At 31.5% G+C, this 13,260-nt stretch carries 16 protein-coding genes; 11 read left to right on the top strand and 5 right to left on the bottom strand.

From position 1 onward, the window contains the following. Positions 1 to 26 precede the first annotated feature (26 nt). Both ACFVRR_RS17850 and ACFVRR_RS17845 read right to left on the bottom strand, forming a co-directional pair. Complete coding sequence (locus ACFVRR_RS17850; protein WP_387331313.1) at positions 27 to 593, bottom strand: hypothetical protein; 567 nt, start codon at positions 591 to 593, stop codon at positions 27 to 29. Positions 594 to 1,018: 425 nt separating this feature from the next. After that, positions 1,019 to 1,807 carry an HAD family hydrolase gene (locus tag ACFVRR_RS17845; RefSeq protein ID WP_387331311.1) on the bottom strand — a complete coding sequence of 263 codons (789 nt, stop codon included), beginning with the start codon at positions 1,805 to 1,807 and terminating at the stop codon, positions 1,019 to 1,021. A 212-nt stretch (positions 1,808 to 2,019) separates the two neighbouring features. Here ACFVRR_RS17845 and ACFVRR_RS17840 point away from each other — a divergent pair, with 212 nt between their 5' ends. The 4 genes from ACFVRR_RS17840 (at position 2,020) to ACFVRR_RS17825 (ending at position 4,882) form a co-directional block, all read left to right on the top strand. Beyond that, positions 2,020 to 2,586, top strand: coding sequence for a DUF1643 domain-containing protein (locus ACFVRR_RS17840; RefSeq protein ID WP_097974182.1), 567 nt, complete (start codon positions 2,020 to 2,022; stop codon positions 2,584 to 2,586). 281 nt (positions 2,587 to 2,867) lie between these two features. Then, positions 2,868 to 4,139, top strand: coding sequence for a helix-turn-helix domain-containing protein (locus ACFVRR_RS17835; protein WP_387331309.1), 1,272 nt, complete (start codon positions 2,868 to 2,870; stop codon positions 4,137 to 4,139). A gap of 154 nt (positions 4,140 to 4,293) precedes the next feature. After that, positions 4,294 to 4,581: a hypothetical protein gene (locus tag ACFVRR_RS17830; protein ID WP_387331307.1), complete on the top strand. Its 288-nt coding sequence runs from the start codon at positions 4,294 to 4,296 to the stop codon at positions 4,579 to 4,581. Positions 4,582 to 4,654: 73 nt separating this feature from the next. Beyond that, positions 4,655 to 4,882: a hypothetical protein gene (locus ACFVRR_RS17825; protein WP_387331305.1), complete on the top strand. Its 228-nt coding sequence runs from the start codon at positions 4,655 to 4,657 to the stop codon at positions 4,880 to 4,882. On the opposite strand, the gene ACFVRR_RS17820 is transcribed toward ACFVRR_RS17825, so the two are convergent. Next, complete coding sequence (locus ACFVRR_RS17820; protein ID WP_387331303.1) at positions 4,869 to 5,831, bottom strand: hypothetical protein; 963 nt, start codon at positions 5,829 to 5,831, stop codon at positions 4,869 to 4,871. The genes ACFVRR_RS17825 and ACFVRR_RS17820 overlap by 14 nt on opposite strands. A gap of 189 nt (positions 5,832 to 6,020) precedes the next feature. Beyond that, complete coding sequence (locus tag ACFVRR_RS17815) at positions 6,021 to 6,938, bottom strand: alpha/beta hydrolase (RefSeq protein ID WP_387331301.1); 918 nt, start codon at positions 6,936 to 6,938, stop codon at positions 6,021 to 6,023. A 188-nt stretch (positions 6,939 to 7,126) separates the two neighbouring features. Between ACFVRR_RS17815 and nagZ the strand changes: the two genes are divergently transcribed. Together nagZ and ACFVRR_RS17805 are read left to right on the top strand one after the other, a co-directional pair. Next, entirely contained in the window at positions 7,127 to 8,770 is a 1,644-nt protein-coding gene (nagZ, locus tag ACFVRR_RS17810) for a beta-N-acetylhexosaminidase (protein ID WP_387331299.1), read from the top strand. Between the two features lie 104 nt (positions 8,771 to 8,874). Next, the gene (locus ACFVRR_RS17805; RefSeq protein WP_097974194.1) at positions 8,875 to 9,111 is read left to right on the top strand and encodes a hypothetical protein; all 237 of its coding nucleotides are present in this window, start codon (positions 8,875 to 8,877) and stop codon (positions 9,109 to 9,111) included. A gap of 232 nt (positions 9,112 to 9,343) precedes the next feature. On the opposite strand, the gene ACFVRR_RS17800 is transcribed toward ACFVRR_RS17805, so the two are convergent. Next, positions 9,344 to 9,664, bottom strand: a complete 321-nt coding sequence (locus tag ACFVRR_RS17800; RefSeq protein WP_387331297.1) for a hypothetical protein — start codon at positions 9,662 to 9,664, stop codon at positions 9,344 to 9,346. A gap of 363 nt (positions 9,665 to 10,027) precedes the next feature. On the opposite strand from ACFVRR_RS17800, the gene cdaS reads away from it, so the two are divergent. The 5 genes from cdaS (at position 10,028) to arsC (ending at position 13,140) form a co-directional block, all read left to right on the top strand. Continuing rightward, entirely contained in the window at positions 10,028 to 10,654 is a 627-nt protein-coding gene (gene cdaS, locus ACFVRR_RS17795; protein WP_097974198.1) for a sporulation-specific diadenylate cyclase CdaS, read from the top strand. A gap of 178 nt (positions 10,655 to 10,832) precedes the next feature. Next, positions 10,833 to 11,150, top strand: a complete 318-nt coding sequence (locus tag ACFVRR_RS17790; RefSeq protein ID WP_387331495.1) for an ArsR/SmtB family transcription factor — start codon at positions 10,833 to 10,835, stop codon at positions 11,148 to 11,150. Positions 11,151 to 11,208: 58 nt separating this feature from the next. Continuing rightward, positions 11,209 to 11,646 carry an ArsI/CadI family heavy metal resistance metalloenzyme gene (locus ACFVRR_RS17785; RefSeq protein ID WP_387331295.1) on the top strand — a complete coding sequence of 146 codons (438 nt, stop codon included), beginning with the start codon at positions 11,209 to 11,211 and terminating at the stop codon, positions 11,644 to 11,646. A gap of 19 nt (positions 11,647 to 11,665) precedes the next feature. After that, complete coding sequence (gene arsB / locus ACFVRR_RS17780) at positions 11,666 to 12,709, top strand: ACR3 family arsenite efflux transporter (RefSeq protein ID WP_387331293.1); 1,044 nt, start codon at positions 11,666 to 11,668, stop codon at positions 12,707 to 12,709. 23 nt (positions 12,710 to 12,732) lie between these two features. Next, a complete protein-coding gene (arsC, locus tag ACFVRR_RS17775; protein WP_387331291.1) occupies positions 12,733 to 13,140 on the top strand; it encodes an arsenate reductase (thioredoxin) in 408 nt (135 codons plus the stop codon). Positions 13,141 to 13,260 lie beyond the last annotated feature (120 nt).

Raw genomic sequence — 13,260 nt, 5'->3', positions numbered from 1 at the left:
AATTTTCTTAGAAAGTACTTTTTGTTTTAGCTAATTGGAAAATTAACAATTTCATAAATAATATTTTTATCAATCCTAAACTCAATGGCAAAATGTGGATCAAAATCGATGAGTTGATGGACTGTTATATATGAATCATGAATTTCATTAATGCAGACAACATAATGATAAATTAGAGTTTTTACGATGACTACCTCACCTTTAAACTCTTTTGCAAGACGATTAATCCTTTTTTCTGTATGAGGAGACGTACTTTCAGCTACAGTTATATAATGTCTCTTTGCCTGCCATGACTCATCACTTGTAAAATCTCCTTGCTCATTTCTTGAAGAAACACTTTTACAAGATAATTTACCAATTTCAATCACCAACGCTAAATCAATTCTAATTTGTCTGAACACCTCATCAGATGCCAAAATGATCATATTTAATGAATGGTCTTCATTAATTGAAACTAATCTTCCTCTATAATTAAATAAAAACGTCTCTAAAAAAACCTTTTTCCCAATTAATTTCTTAGCTCTTTTTAAAATATGACTTCTATTCTCTAGTGAAGTGCTTTTAGAGATGCTAATTCCATGTTGTTCCGACAATAGTAGTTAACCTCCATAAATTTGATACTACATTTTATGAAACGAATCATACACATCGAAACGGTCAATTTCATTAGTTAAAAAAATTAATAGGACGAGCAGTCTTCAAAGGAAAGATTTTTAAGATTTTTGATATAAATAGGGGGTATATCTAGTCAAAATCGTAATATTTTATAATAATGTCGTTGTGAAATTGCATGTTTGATTTGATTTTTTTGCTCAATAAACGGTTTTACTTGAACGTAGTATGGGTATATTTTTAGTTTAATTGCGTTTTTCATCTTTTAATTGCATTTCTAAAATTTTTAATTGCGATTCCGGGTATTTATTTGCACTGGCTTGAGTAACTCAGAACGAATACACAATCAATAAAAAAAATCCAGCAAGCCCTCATAAAAATGGACCACTAGATTTTTTAAACCAACCTACTTATTCAAAGAATCAATAATCGGATAAAGCTCTTCTAAATGAGTAATTTCATATGTAGGTACAACTTCATTTCGTTCTTTATGATGCCTATTAATCCAAACGTTTTTCATTCCAATTCTGCTTGAGCCTAAAATATCAGTCATAAGATTATCTCCAACCATAACGACCTCTTCTTTTGATAGTTCCATTAATGATAAGGCATGTTCAAAAATACTTGGATCAGGTTTGCCTTTTCCAAAGTCTCCAGAAATTAGGATTTGATCAAAATATTCTTTAATCTTTGGTGTAATTGAAAGCTTCGTATGTTGCAAATCAGGGGAGCCATTTGTTAGTAAGAGTAGTTTATATTGTCCATTTAATCGATCGAGCACATCAAATGTTTCATCGTATACAAAAGGGTTTCCTTTGCGTTCTTCAGGGAATGTTTCAGCTAATAAATGACCAAATTCTCGATCATCGATTCCAAATGCTTTTAATCCAAGCGTCCATGCATTTTTTCGATAGGTAGGAGAATTCGCCTTCATTTTTGGAAATTGATCATGATCATCTAAAAAATTCCCCCAAAGTCCTTCGAATGGATTGATGCCAATTAATTTTGTAAATTCGTATGTATCGTATGATTCATAAAGCTTTCTAGCCTCATCACGAACGGCATTTTCAAATTCAGTTGAATCAATACCGTATTTTTCTGTAGCAAGCTTACATGTCTTTTCAAATGCAACTTGAACGCTTTTTTGGTCCCAAAGTAATGTGTCATCCAAATCAAAAATGATTCCTTTAATCATAAAAAAGCCCCTCCTAATGAACTGTATAAATTATCCACTATCGTACTAGGAAAATATGAATTAGTAAATAGGAAGCTACTAAAATTTCACTTTTTTTTAGTTACAATGTAAGGTTTATTTATTTTAAATTAATAATATAGTACAAATGACGATTAAATGGAATATAATACCTTGTTGATTTTCTTTTAATTAATGATGAAAAGAGTGAGTATATGTCATTTGAAGATTTTGTAAACTGTCATTCAATGCAAATTAATACGAAGGCGGTCTTCGATAAACAAAATAAATTGATGCGATATTCGCTTACAAGAACTTGGGATGAATCAAAGAAGAAAGCTACTCTTGTATTACTTAATCCTTGTCGAGCAAATCATCTAAAGAGTGATTATATTTTGGCGAGATGTCTTAACTTTTTTATAGATTATAAGAAAGGTAACTTCGGATCGCTAGAACTAGTAAATCTTTTTGCATTAATGGAACCGGATTCAACAAAGCTAAAAGGAAAAGAATGCGAAGTTGGCGAACATAACGATGAAGCAATTAAATTAGCGATTAGTAACGCAGACATTATTATAGTAGGTTGGGGTTCAAGTAAACGATTTAAATGGCGAATAAAAGAAGTTCTAGATCTGCTAGAACCTTATAAAGATAAATTATATAATTTTTGTGATGATTCAAATCGGAAGGATATATTGATTCACCCAGTTATTTTAGCGGAACGACATTGGTTAGAAAAATTAAATTTTGAAGCACTTTACGAATGGACTACAAAAGATTAATCATATTAATGTTTCTCAAGACAACTCATTTTGGGTTGTTTTTTTATTGCTTGAAAATTCAAACTTATATTTATAAGTATTGTTATAATAAATTGAGCATTAAGTTAAGTTCATGGCAGAAAGCTACACTTTAAATTAATAAACTTTATTTAAATTGCCGCGGCTTTCTAGAAACTCAAGTATTACTTGAGTCCATTTTTGCTCAATTCAAGTAACACTTGATTTTAACTATTCAATTAACTAGATACAATGAAATTAACTTTTAAAAAGAGGTGATATAAATGTTTGATATGAAAAAAGTAGGTAGACAAATCGCTCAATTAAGAAAAGCAAACAAGATTACACAGATGAAGCTAGCTGATCAATTAGGTGTTAGCTTTCAAGCAATTAGTAATTGGGAACGTGGAGAGACAATGCCTGATATTTCAAAACTACCCGAGCTTGCTGAAATATTTAATGTAAGCATTGATGAAATTTTAGGAAATGAAAAAGGTGTTAAGTTGATTAATAATTTAATTGAAAAAGAAAATCCTGATTCTTCAATTGAGTTAGAAGTTGAAAAAGAAGATTTTATAAATGTTGCTCCGATTCTTAATATCGATCAAGCAGACTTAGTATTTAGAAACGTTGAGAACGACCTTACGATTATTGATACAGCGAATATTGCTCCATTTGTTAGTGAAGAACTAATCGATGAATGTGCAAAGAAAGAATTTGATTCGAATGGAATTAAAGAATTATCAAGGATCGCACCTTATATTAGTAACGATGTAATTGATGAATTTGCGAAGAAAGAGTTTGAGTCTAATGGAATTGAAGAATTAACACGAGTTGCACCGTTTATATCTCAAGAGTTAATTGATGAATTAGCGAAAAAAGAGTTTGAAACGAATGGAATAAAAGGATTTACAACTTTGGCGCCATTTATTAGTAAAGAAGTAATGAATGAATGCGCAAAGAAAGAGTTTGAAACAAATGGAATAAAAGGATTAACTCGGGTTGCACCATTTATCAGCGAAGAAGTAATGAATGAGTGTGCAAAGAAAGAGTTTGAAACGAATGGAATAAAAGGATTAACTCAGGTTGCACCATTTATTAGCGAAGAAGTAATGAATGAGTGTGCAAAGAAAGAGTTTGAAACGAATGGAATAAAAGGATTAACTCAGGTTGCACCATTTATTAGCGACGAGATCATCGATGAGTGTGCAAGGAAAGAGTTTGAGTTGAATGGCATAAATGAAATAACATCAATGGCAGCATTTATCAGTGACGAAATAATTGATGAATGTGCAAAGAAAGAGTTTGAAATAAATGGTATAAATGGACTAGCTCGGGTGGCCCCATTTATTAGTGATGAAATAATTGATGAATGCACAAGAAAGAGTTATGAATTAAACGGGATCAAGTCATTAACACCAATCTGTCCATTTATTGAAGGTGGCCTACTTAATGAACTTGCTTTAGATGCTATATCAAAACATGGCATTAATGAAATTTTGTCAGTGATTCCATTTTTAGATTCAAAAATTGTAAAAAATGCAGTAATTAAATAAGTTTCAAAATGAACTTGTTTTTACTTTCAGGGGTCGCAATTAGGACCCTTTTTTATTTTTTCTAGACATTTTATTAATAAAAAAGGATATTTTCTGGACAATTCAGTAATATCCTTTATCATATAATTAGTAAAAATAATGAAAAGGTGACTTTATGAAAAAATTACTTGTTATCGGGGCTTTCGCAATCTGTCTAATTATTTCTGCACAAACAAATCCGTCTAAAGGAGAGTTTGTCACTTGGGCAAAGGATCAACTTAAATTGGAATCAAAAAACAAATATATTGATTTCGGGATTGACTTATTAGGTGAAAACCTTATTAGTAAGGTTACAACTAAAAAAGATTATGTCTTTTTTTCAGTTTACGAGGTGAAGGCTTTAGACAAGGAAATAAAAGTGGTCGGTTTATTTAATCACTTTATTCCAATTTCAAAAAAATAAATTATGAAGAGTTAGTGGAAAACTTTGATTGCTTGTATATAATAGAGGAATAAAGTTAAAAGAGGTGGAAAGAATGAGCAAATCAAAAGCAAGAAAATTACGGGACAAACTAGTTAGAGAAGGTAAACGAAATCCAGAAATAAGTAGAAGTTCATTTGCGATGTTAGATTTAAATACGCGTAGAACAAAAACGAAACAAGAAAAATTAAATCAAGTTAAACATAAAAAACAGTCCTTTGGAAAAGATGATTTTCATACAAAGGACTGTTTTTATTTAGATGCTGTTCTTATTGTTGTGTAGCAGGCGCTTTTTTTACTTTATTAGCGAATTTAACTGTTAGATTTGTTTTATATACGTTGTACTCAACTTCAAATTGATCATATTTTGCATTGAATTTTTTAAGTGCTGCAGTAGAATTATCAAGAGCAGTTTTAGCTAGTTTATCATCTCTTTTCTCAATTGCATCATATAATTTCTCTTGATCTCTCTCATCAATCTCATCTGGATAATCATAATAATTATCATTATATTTCTCAATCATATTCTCAACATCAGTTTGTATTTGATGGTATGTTGGGAAATCCATAATAAGAACATCATATGCATAGTTAATTATTTCTTCTTCTTTATTATTGAATCCATCAATATGCTGCTTTGCTAAGTCAGTTTCAGTTAAAAAGTTTTTATATTCAACAGGTAATTTTTTACGAATATAAATTTCATTTTCAGTATAAATTTGGTCTTCGATATCGTATACATATGACTCAATCGTATCATATGTGTGGTTTTGGTAATTTCTAATTGCCATCAATTTATTTTTTTGAGTTGTAAAGTATGTTTTAGCACCCTTTGAATCTACTTTTTTAATATATGTATTAAACTGTGCTGTTACTTTTTTCATATCTACTGCTGCATTGTCTTTTCGCGCTTTATCAATTCTTGTTTTAAAGCTCGCTGTTTTTTTCACCAGTTCGTCTTTACCTGTATATCCGTACTTATTAAATAAAGTAACATCAGTTTGTAGTTCTTTATAATAATCATAAACATCTTGATCTGTATAATAGATTTCACTTTTTAAGTTGTTTAGTACTTTAATATAAGAGCTTACTTGTTTTTTTAAATCATTTTGAGCTTGGACAACTTTAGTATTAGTTGCTGCTTGGGTTTCAGTTGGTAGCATACCTAATAGAATACCTGCTGATAGAGTTGTTGCAGTTGCTATAGTTGCGATTTTCTTAAATTTATTCATCTCGGTCTCCTAATAATATAATATTAAAACTTTTCATATGATTAGTATATTACATGTTACTGAAATATTAAATATATATTAATAGGATTAAAACTAATTTAAATTACCTTTAAATGAAGTTAAATAAATTCACTTCACTTAAAGGTAAATAAATTAAGTGATACAATCATAAACTAGCAAAGTCCATTTTTAGTCTCGTGAGGCATTTACAATTAATTGTGCCATTCTTCTTGGGTAAATTTTTGCAGTTGACATATGATCGCCACTTCCTTGAATAAAACGATAAACTCCTAATCTACTAGCTATATGAGGATACCAACCAGAATTTTCGCCTGGAGGTACTACAGTATCTTCTTGTAAATTTATAAAGCTTCTTGGAGTAGATAATTGGTAAAACGTTTTTAAATCTAGCTTTTCGACAAGGGGCGTAGCAGGTTCAGGCGTTGTCGCATTATAAATTTGCCGCGCAGTTTGTATATCAGCCAAGTTAACAAACACATCACGGAAGTATTGAAATGGTAGTTTGATTGTATTATCAGACGATTGTTTTGCTAAGTCTAAAAGGAATTTTTGTGCTTGAGGTGGAAATTGATCTGCCAGGCTTTCGCCGTCATTTAAAACAAAAGCATTCCAAAAAACTAATCGTTTAATTCGGTCGTGAAGCTGTTCGGCGACTTTTTGAATGACAGTCCCACCAAAGCTGTGACCTATCAAAATAATATTATTAAGCTTATTAGACGTTATATAATGAACAACTTGTTTTGTAATCATCTCATGATTTACATTTTTATCTTTATCTGTACCATGCCCAGGTAACTGTGGTGTGTGAACAATATGTCCCATTTTTTGTAGTTCTCGTGTTATACCGTGCCAAAAGAATGGATCAACCCATGAGCCGTGAACCAAAACGAAAGTGCTTTGAGCATGTTGACGATAAAAAATGTCAGATTGGTCAATTGAATGATGCTGTTGATGAATAGGATATGATTGATATTCGTTATACCAATATTGGTGATAATCATAGTAAGGATTATTCTGATTTGGATTCATATTTTGATTTCTGTAGTTTATAGGTTGAATCATTTCATGGGATTTTTTACTGGTCATGCTAATTAGTCCCTCCTCGTTAATCTTTCTCATCGTATGCACCTATTCGTTAGAAGGTGCCCACTTAACTAATGGAAATATAAGTAAGTAAAGAGGGGAAAATAATATTTTAGGAGGAGAATATTATCAAAAAAGCTATTTTTTTATTAATACTATTGTTAATTGTTTGTACAAGTGTTTACTTTGCAGTGAAAGATAAAGTTTTCCAAGATTCATCAAAATCGAATCCAAATAAAAATACACATCATCAAACGGAGACGGAGACTAATCAATCGAGTCAACTTTCAACGGAAGAAATTTTAAATAATATTCTTTCAAGCGCTAAACAAGGCAAAATTCCAAACCAAAAAAATATAGAAGTAGGGAAGACTTCTTTAAAAGATTTAACGGAGCAGTTTGGGGAATCTACCCAAAAAGATCAGGTGGCTAATGGTACGTACTTAACTTATCAAAAACAAGGATTTGCAGTAGGATATGATCATCAAAATCGAATTTACGAAGTTAGATCATATGATTATAATTTACAAAAAATTCACTATGACGATATTATGAAACAATTAAAAAAGCCAAGTACGGTTAAATATTATAGAGATCAACAAGTTGATCAAATTATTTTAGTTTATGAACTGCCAAATCATATGGAACTGAAGTTTATCTTACCAAGACCAACTAGTGAAAATAATAATCCAATATTGCATCATACGTCAGTATCAATGATTGAGCAGCTTAATCCTAGTACTGGTACTAATCTAGAACAGCTTTTAAATACGATGACACTTCAAGAAAAAATTGGTCAAATGATTATCTCAGGTTTTTACGGAACGAATTACTCAAATAGTTTAAAAGAACTAGTTGAACAATATCATATCGGTGGATTTATTTTTTACAATGAAAATCTAACGAATAACAGTCAAACGGTTAAACTTGTAAATTCAATAAAGGCTGCTAATCGGAATAATCATTTACCGATCTTATTCGGAGTTGATCAAGAAGGTGGAAGGGTATCACGTTTACCAGGAAATCTTGGTCAGATACCGTCAAACGGAATAATTGGAAAGAAAAATAATGGACGGTTCTCATTTGAAATTGGTCAAATATTAGGGGAACAGCTACAAGCTTTTGGGTTAAATATGGACTTTGCTCCTGTTTTAGATGTAAATAGTAATCCTAAAAACCCGGTCATTGGTGATCGTTCATTTAGTAATAATCCAAAAACTGTAAGTAATTTAGGAATCCAAACAATGAAAGGGATTCAATCAGAGAAAATCATCCCAGTTATAAAGCATTTTCCGGGGCATGGTGACACTTCAGTTGATTCCCATTTAGAATTACCAGTTGTAAACAAATCGTATACTGATTTAAAATCATTGGAAATCATCCCATTTAAGGACGCGATCAATCAAAACGCAGATGCTATTATGGTTGCTCATATTTTATTACCAAAAATTGATCCTAAATACCCTGCTTCGATGTCTAAAATAATCATTACTTCAATGTTAAGGGATGATTTAAAATATGATGGAGTGGTTATGACGGATGATATGACGATGGATGCAATTGGAAAAAATTATAATTTAGAAAAAGCAGCAGTTACTTCCATTTTAGCTGGAAGTGATATCATTATGGTTGCTCATGATCCTAACAAAGTAAAAGCTGTTTATAAAGAAATCGAAACAGCCGTGAAAAACAAAACAATTTCTGAAGAACGTATAAACGAGAGTGTAAAACGAATCATTTTACTAAAACAAAAATATAAACTAGATAATCATCAAGTAAAGCCGATGGATCTTCAAAAGCTCTTTGAAAAAACAAATCAATTATTAAATAAGTAGAAAAATTAGCAAAAAAAGGAAATTACCACCTTTTGTCGAATAAATAGTCTAAAAAGGTGGTGTTCATTCTGGGTAGTAAGATTTCAGATGCAGGATTAATGCTATTGGCTATTTTTAATGAACTTCAAGAAAAGGAGCCAGACTTTGAAAAAGGGCTTCATAATGAAGTAGGAGTAGAAATTGATGATGTCGAACCTGCATTAATAGAATTGGAAATGCAAGGATTTATAAACGGTTTAACTTGGATTAAGAGTGATATTGATCAAAAAGAAATTGCTTCATTATTTAATATTTCAATAACACCTACAGGATTAGCTAGAGTAATAGAATTATTAAGATGATATGTATACATAGAAAATGACTACCTCAAATGTTTATGACATTTGAGGTTTTTTGAAAGAAAAAAGGAGGAAATAAAATCCCGATTCTGTTGCTGCACCTGTTGGACAATATAGTCATGTTACAATTGTCCCAAGACATGCAGAGCTAGTTGTTTTATCAGGTCTAGTTTGTCCGGAGCTTAGGGACTACATAAAAATCCCTAGTTTTACTAAGGATTAAAAATAATTTTAATTATGATAAACGCACGCTTGATTTAGAATATACAAGTTCATAGTATTCAGACATTTTTTCTTGTGTTATATTGTATCTTCTTTGAATTTCATTGTGTTCTTCTAATAAGGTTTTTGACCATTCCATTGATTGTCTATCTGTTATCCTACCACTCTTTAGTAACATTTTATTTTTTGCAAATTCTGACCTGAATTTAAGTTCGAATTCTGCAATTTCTACGATTTCTTCAGGAGAATGTTTATCTTCGTTATGGCTAGAAGTGCTATTCATTTTAAGTATGATACCAATTATTACAATTACAATTACAATAAACCAAACCACAATATCACCACCTTTCATTTTCATAATATCATGTATAAATAACTAATAGTTAAACTTTTCCAAAATTTATACGCCTTAAATTTTTGTATTTTCCCTTGGTCTTGTACTATGGTAGGTACAAAACTGTTGGAGCCAATTTCAGTCTGGTAACCCACCTGCAAAAACTTATGCTTATGTATCAGCTTTGTCAAATTCAGACATTAAAATAGAAGTTGAATGGGCAGCAAGATAATTACTCAGTTTGTTACGTTTCTTCAATTGTTATTGATTCAAAACCAAGTATGGTAATGATTGGTATAACATAGCCAACTTTGGGAAACTTAAGTGGAGGTAATTCGGTTCGAAAGCGAGATGAAAAATTGAATGGATGAATTCGAGTCTCAATTAAATCCCACTGTAAGAAAAAATATAACAAAAACACTAACTCAACTTAATTTGAAAATTGAAGGCATGATTGGAAGAATTGAAAATAAAGGATGCGGCATTTTAACTGAATTTGAAAATATCCATCGCGTCTTTAATAATTTACAAATGGATGCAGCCTCATTTTATTTAAATTCATATCTTTCGCCGTATACTGATATCTTTGATGAATTGACAATCACAGTTCAACACTTATCCAAACGTAAACATGGCGGATTAATTGTTGTAAAAAGAGATGACTCACTTGAAGAATTGATGAGTTCCGGGATCCACGTCGGTGCAAAACTATCTCCAGCATTGCTAGAATCAATTTTTTATCCAGGTAGCCCGTTACATGACGGAGCGGTACTGGTTGAAAATAACATGATCATTTCAGCAGGTAATGTACTTCCACTTTCAAAAATTACATACGATAATAAAAAACTTGGAACAAGGCACCGAGCAGCAGTTGGAATTTCCGAACAAAGCGATGCACTTGCCCTAGTTGTATCAGAAGAAACAGGAAACATATCTTTCGCTTATAAAGGAAGCTTATATCCTGTTAAATATGGGGCACCGATCAATTAAAACTGAAACGATCATTTTGATCGTTTTTTTGTTTGGCTCTGTTAAATGGCAGTTTAGTTGCATTAGAAGTTTTAAAATAAATCAATTTTTTTTGATTAATATATTGCATTTATTTGTTAAATTAACATATACTAAATTCATCAAGAAAATTTGATGTAGGAGTAAGCATATGACTGAGATGACACAACAGTTCCTGAAATATGAGCAGAAATTCAAAGCGTTAGCTGATCAGAAGCGTCTAGAAATCATGTATGAGCTTTGCCAAAGAGGAAGTACATGTGTATGTGATTTAACGGAAGCGTTCGATATGACACAATCAAAGCTTTCTTATCATTTGAAAATCTTACTGGATGCAGGACTAATAGTAAAAGAGACCAAAGGTACGTGGAGCTATTACGATTTAAACGATACAGAAGTTAACAACTTGCTTTCAGAAGAGCTTTGTTGTATTTTCCGAAAATCAGATAGCGGTAAACGTAACAGTAATTGTTGTTAATTTTTTTAACTATTAAATCAATTTTTTTTGATTTAACAAATTAAGGGAGGAATTCTGTATGAAATATGTTCATGTAGGAGTTAACGTAACAAATTTAGAGGCATCAATCGTTTTTTATCAAAAGGTATTCGGTTTAGCACCTGTTAAAGTGAAAGAAGGATATGCGAAGTTTCTGTTAGAAAATCCAGGTCTTAATTTCACTCTAAATGTTCGTGATCAAGTTGAGGGTAATCAAGTAAATCACTTTGGTTTTCAAGTTGAAACATCTGAAGAAATCTTAATCCATAAGGAAAGACTAGAAAAAGAAGGTTTCTTTGCACGTGAAGAAATGGGTACAACTTGTTGTTATGCAGTTCAAGATAAGTTTTGGGTAACGGATCCAGACGGAAATGAGTGGGAATTCTTCTATACAAAATCAGATAGTGAAGTTCAAAAAATAGAAAATACGTCTTGTTGTAATACTTCCACTGAATCTAAAGTTAATTCTTGTTGTTAGTGTGAAAAAGGAGAAGAGAATGAAACGATTATCATTTTTAGACAGATATTTAACCCTTTGGATATTCGTAGCAATGGCAATTGGGATAATTCTAGGCATTTCAACCCCTGGATTTGTAGATAGCCTAAACAAATTACAAGTTGGAACGACTTCAATACCTTTAGCGATCGGATTGATTTTAATGATGTATCCGCCACTTGCTAAAGTCCGTTATGAAGAGATTGGAAGAGTATTTAAAGATTTAAAAGTATTATTTCTATCATTAATTCAAAACTGGTTAATTGGACCAGTATTAATGTTTTTATTAGCAATTATCTTTTTGAGAGATTATCCAGAGTATATGGTTGGTTTGATTATGATTGGTTTAGCACGATGCATTGCGATGGTTATCGTATGGAATGATTTAGCTGATGGTGATCGTGAGTATGCAGCTGGATTAGTAGCCTTCAACTCTATTTTCCAAATGATTTTCTTTTCTGTTTACGCATACTTTTTCGTAACAGTATTACCAAAAATTTTTGGTTTAGAAGGTATGTCAATCAATATTACAATGCCAGAAGTTGCAAAATCGGTTTTCATCTATTTAGGAATTCCATTTTTAGCAGGACTATTTACAAGATTGATTCTTGTAAAAGCGAAAGGTAGAGATTGGTATGAAAAAGAATTTATTCCCAAAATCAGTCCAATTACCTTAATTGCATTATTGTTTACAATTGTTGTGATGTTCTCATTGAAGGGAGAAGTAATTGTAGAACTTCCTTTAGATGTTGTTCGTATCGCAATTCCTTTATTAATCTATTTCATCATTATGTTCTTTGTTTCTTTCTTCTTAGGGAAGAAATCGGGAGCAAGTTATGGAGTTTCAACAACTTTAGCTTTCACAGCTGGAAGTAATAACTTTGAATTAGCAATTGCAGTTGCAATTGGAGTGTTTGGAATTAATTCAGGGGCAGCATTTGCAGCAGTAATTGGTCCATTGGTTGAAGTACCCGTAATGATTGCATTGGTTAACGCAGCGTTGTGGATGAGAAGAAAATATTTTGCAAAAGAAACAACAATCTAAATTTAAACAGAGGTGGAATACACATGACAGATAACAAAAAAACAATTTACTTCTTATGTACTGGAAACTCCTGCCGTAGCCAAATGGCAGAAGCTTGGGGGAAACAATATTTAGGAAATGAATGGAATGTCTTATCAGCTGGGATCGAAGCACACGGTGTGAATCCAAATGCAATTAAAGCAATGGATGAAGTTAACATTGATATCCGAAATCAAACTTCAGATGTAATCAATAATAACATCTTAAACAATGCAGATTTAGTGGTGACTTTATGTGGTCATGCGAATGATGTATGTCCAGTAACACCACCAAATGTGAAACGTGTTCATTGGGGATTTGATGACCCAGCAGGTCAAGAATGGAGTGTATTCCAAAGAGTTCGTGATCAAATTGGACTTCGTATTAAACAGTTTTCTGAAACTGGAGAATAGAAAAAGAACCTTCTATCATAGAAGGTTCAGAGTGTTGAAAAACAACTTAGTCAATAGATCTAAGCATATAATTTTAGAAAAAATCTCCTTTGTAGGAAAATTATTACTACAAGGGGGTTT

The organism is Gottfriedia sp. NPDC057948, from assembly GCF_042887255.1.
In the GTDB taxonomy this organism is placed as follows: domain Bacteria; phylum Bacillota; class Bacilli; order Bacillales; family Bacillaceae_G; genus Gottfriedia.
This window is presented reverse-complemented; position numbering and strand designations above follow the sequence as displayed.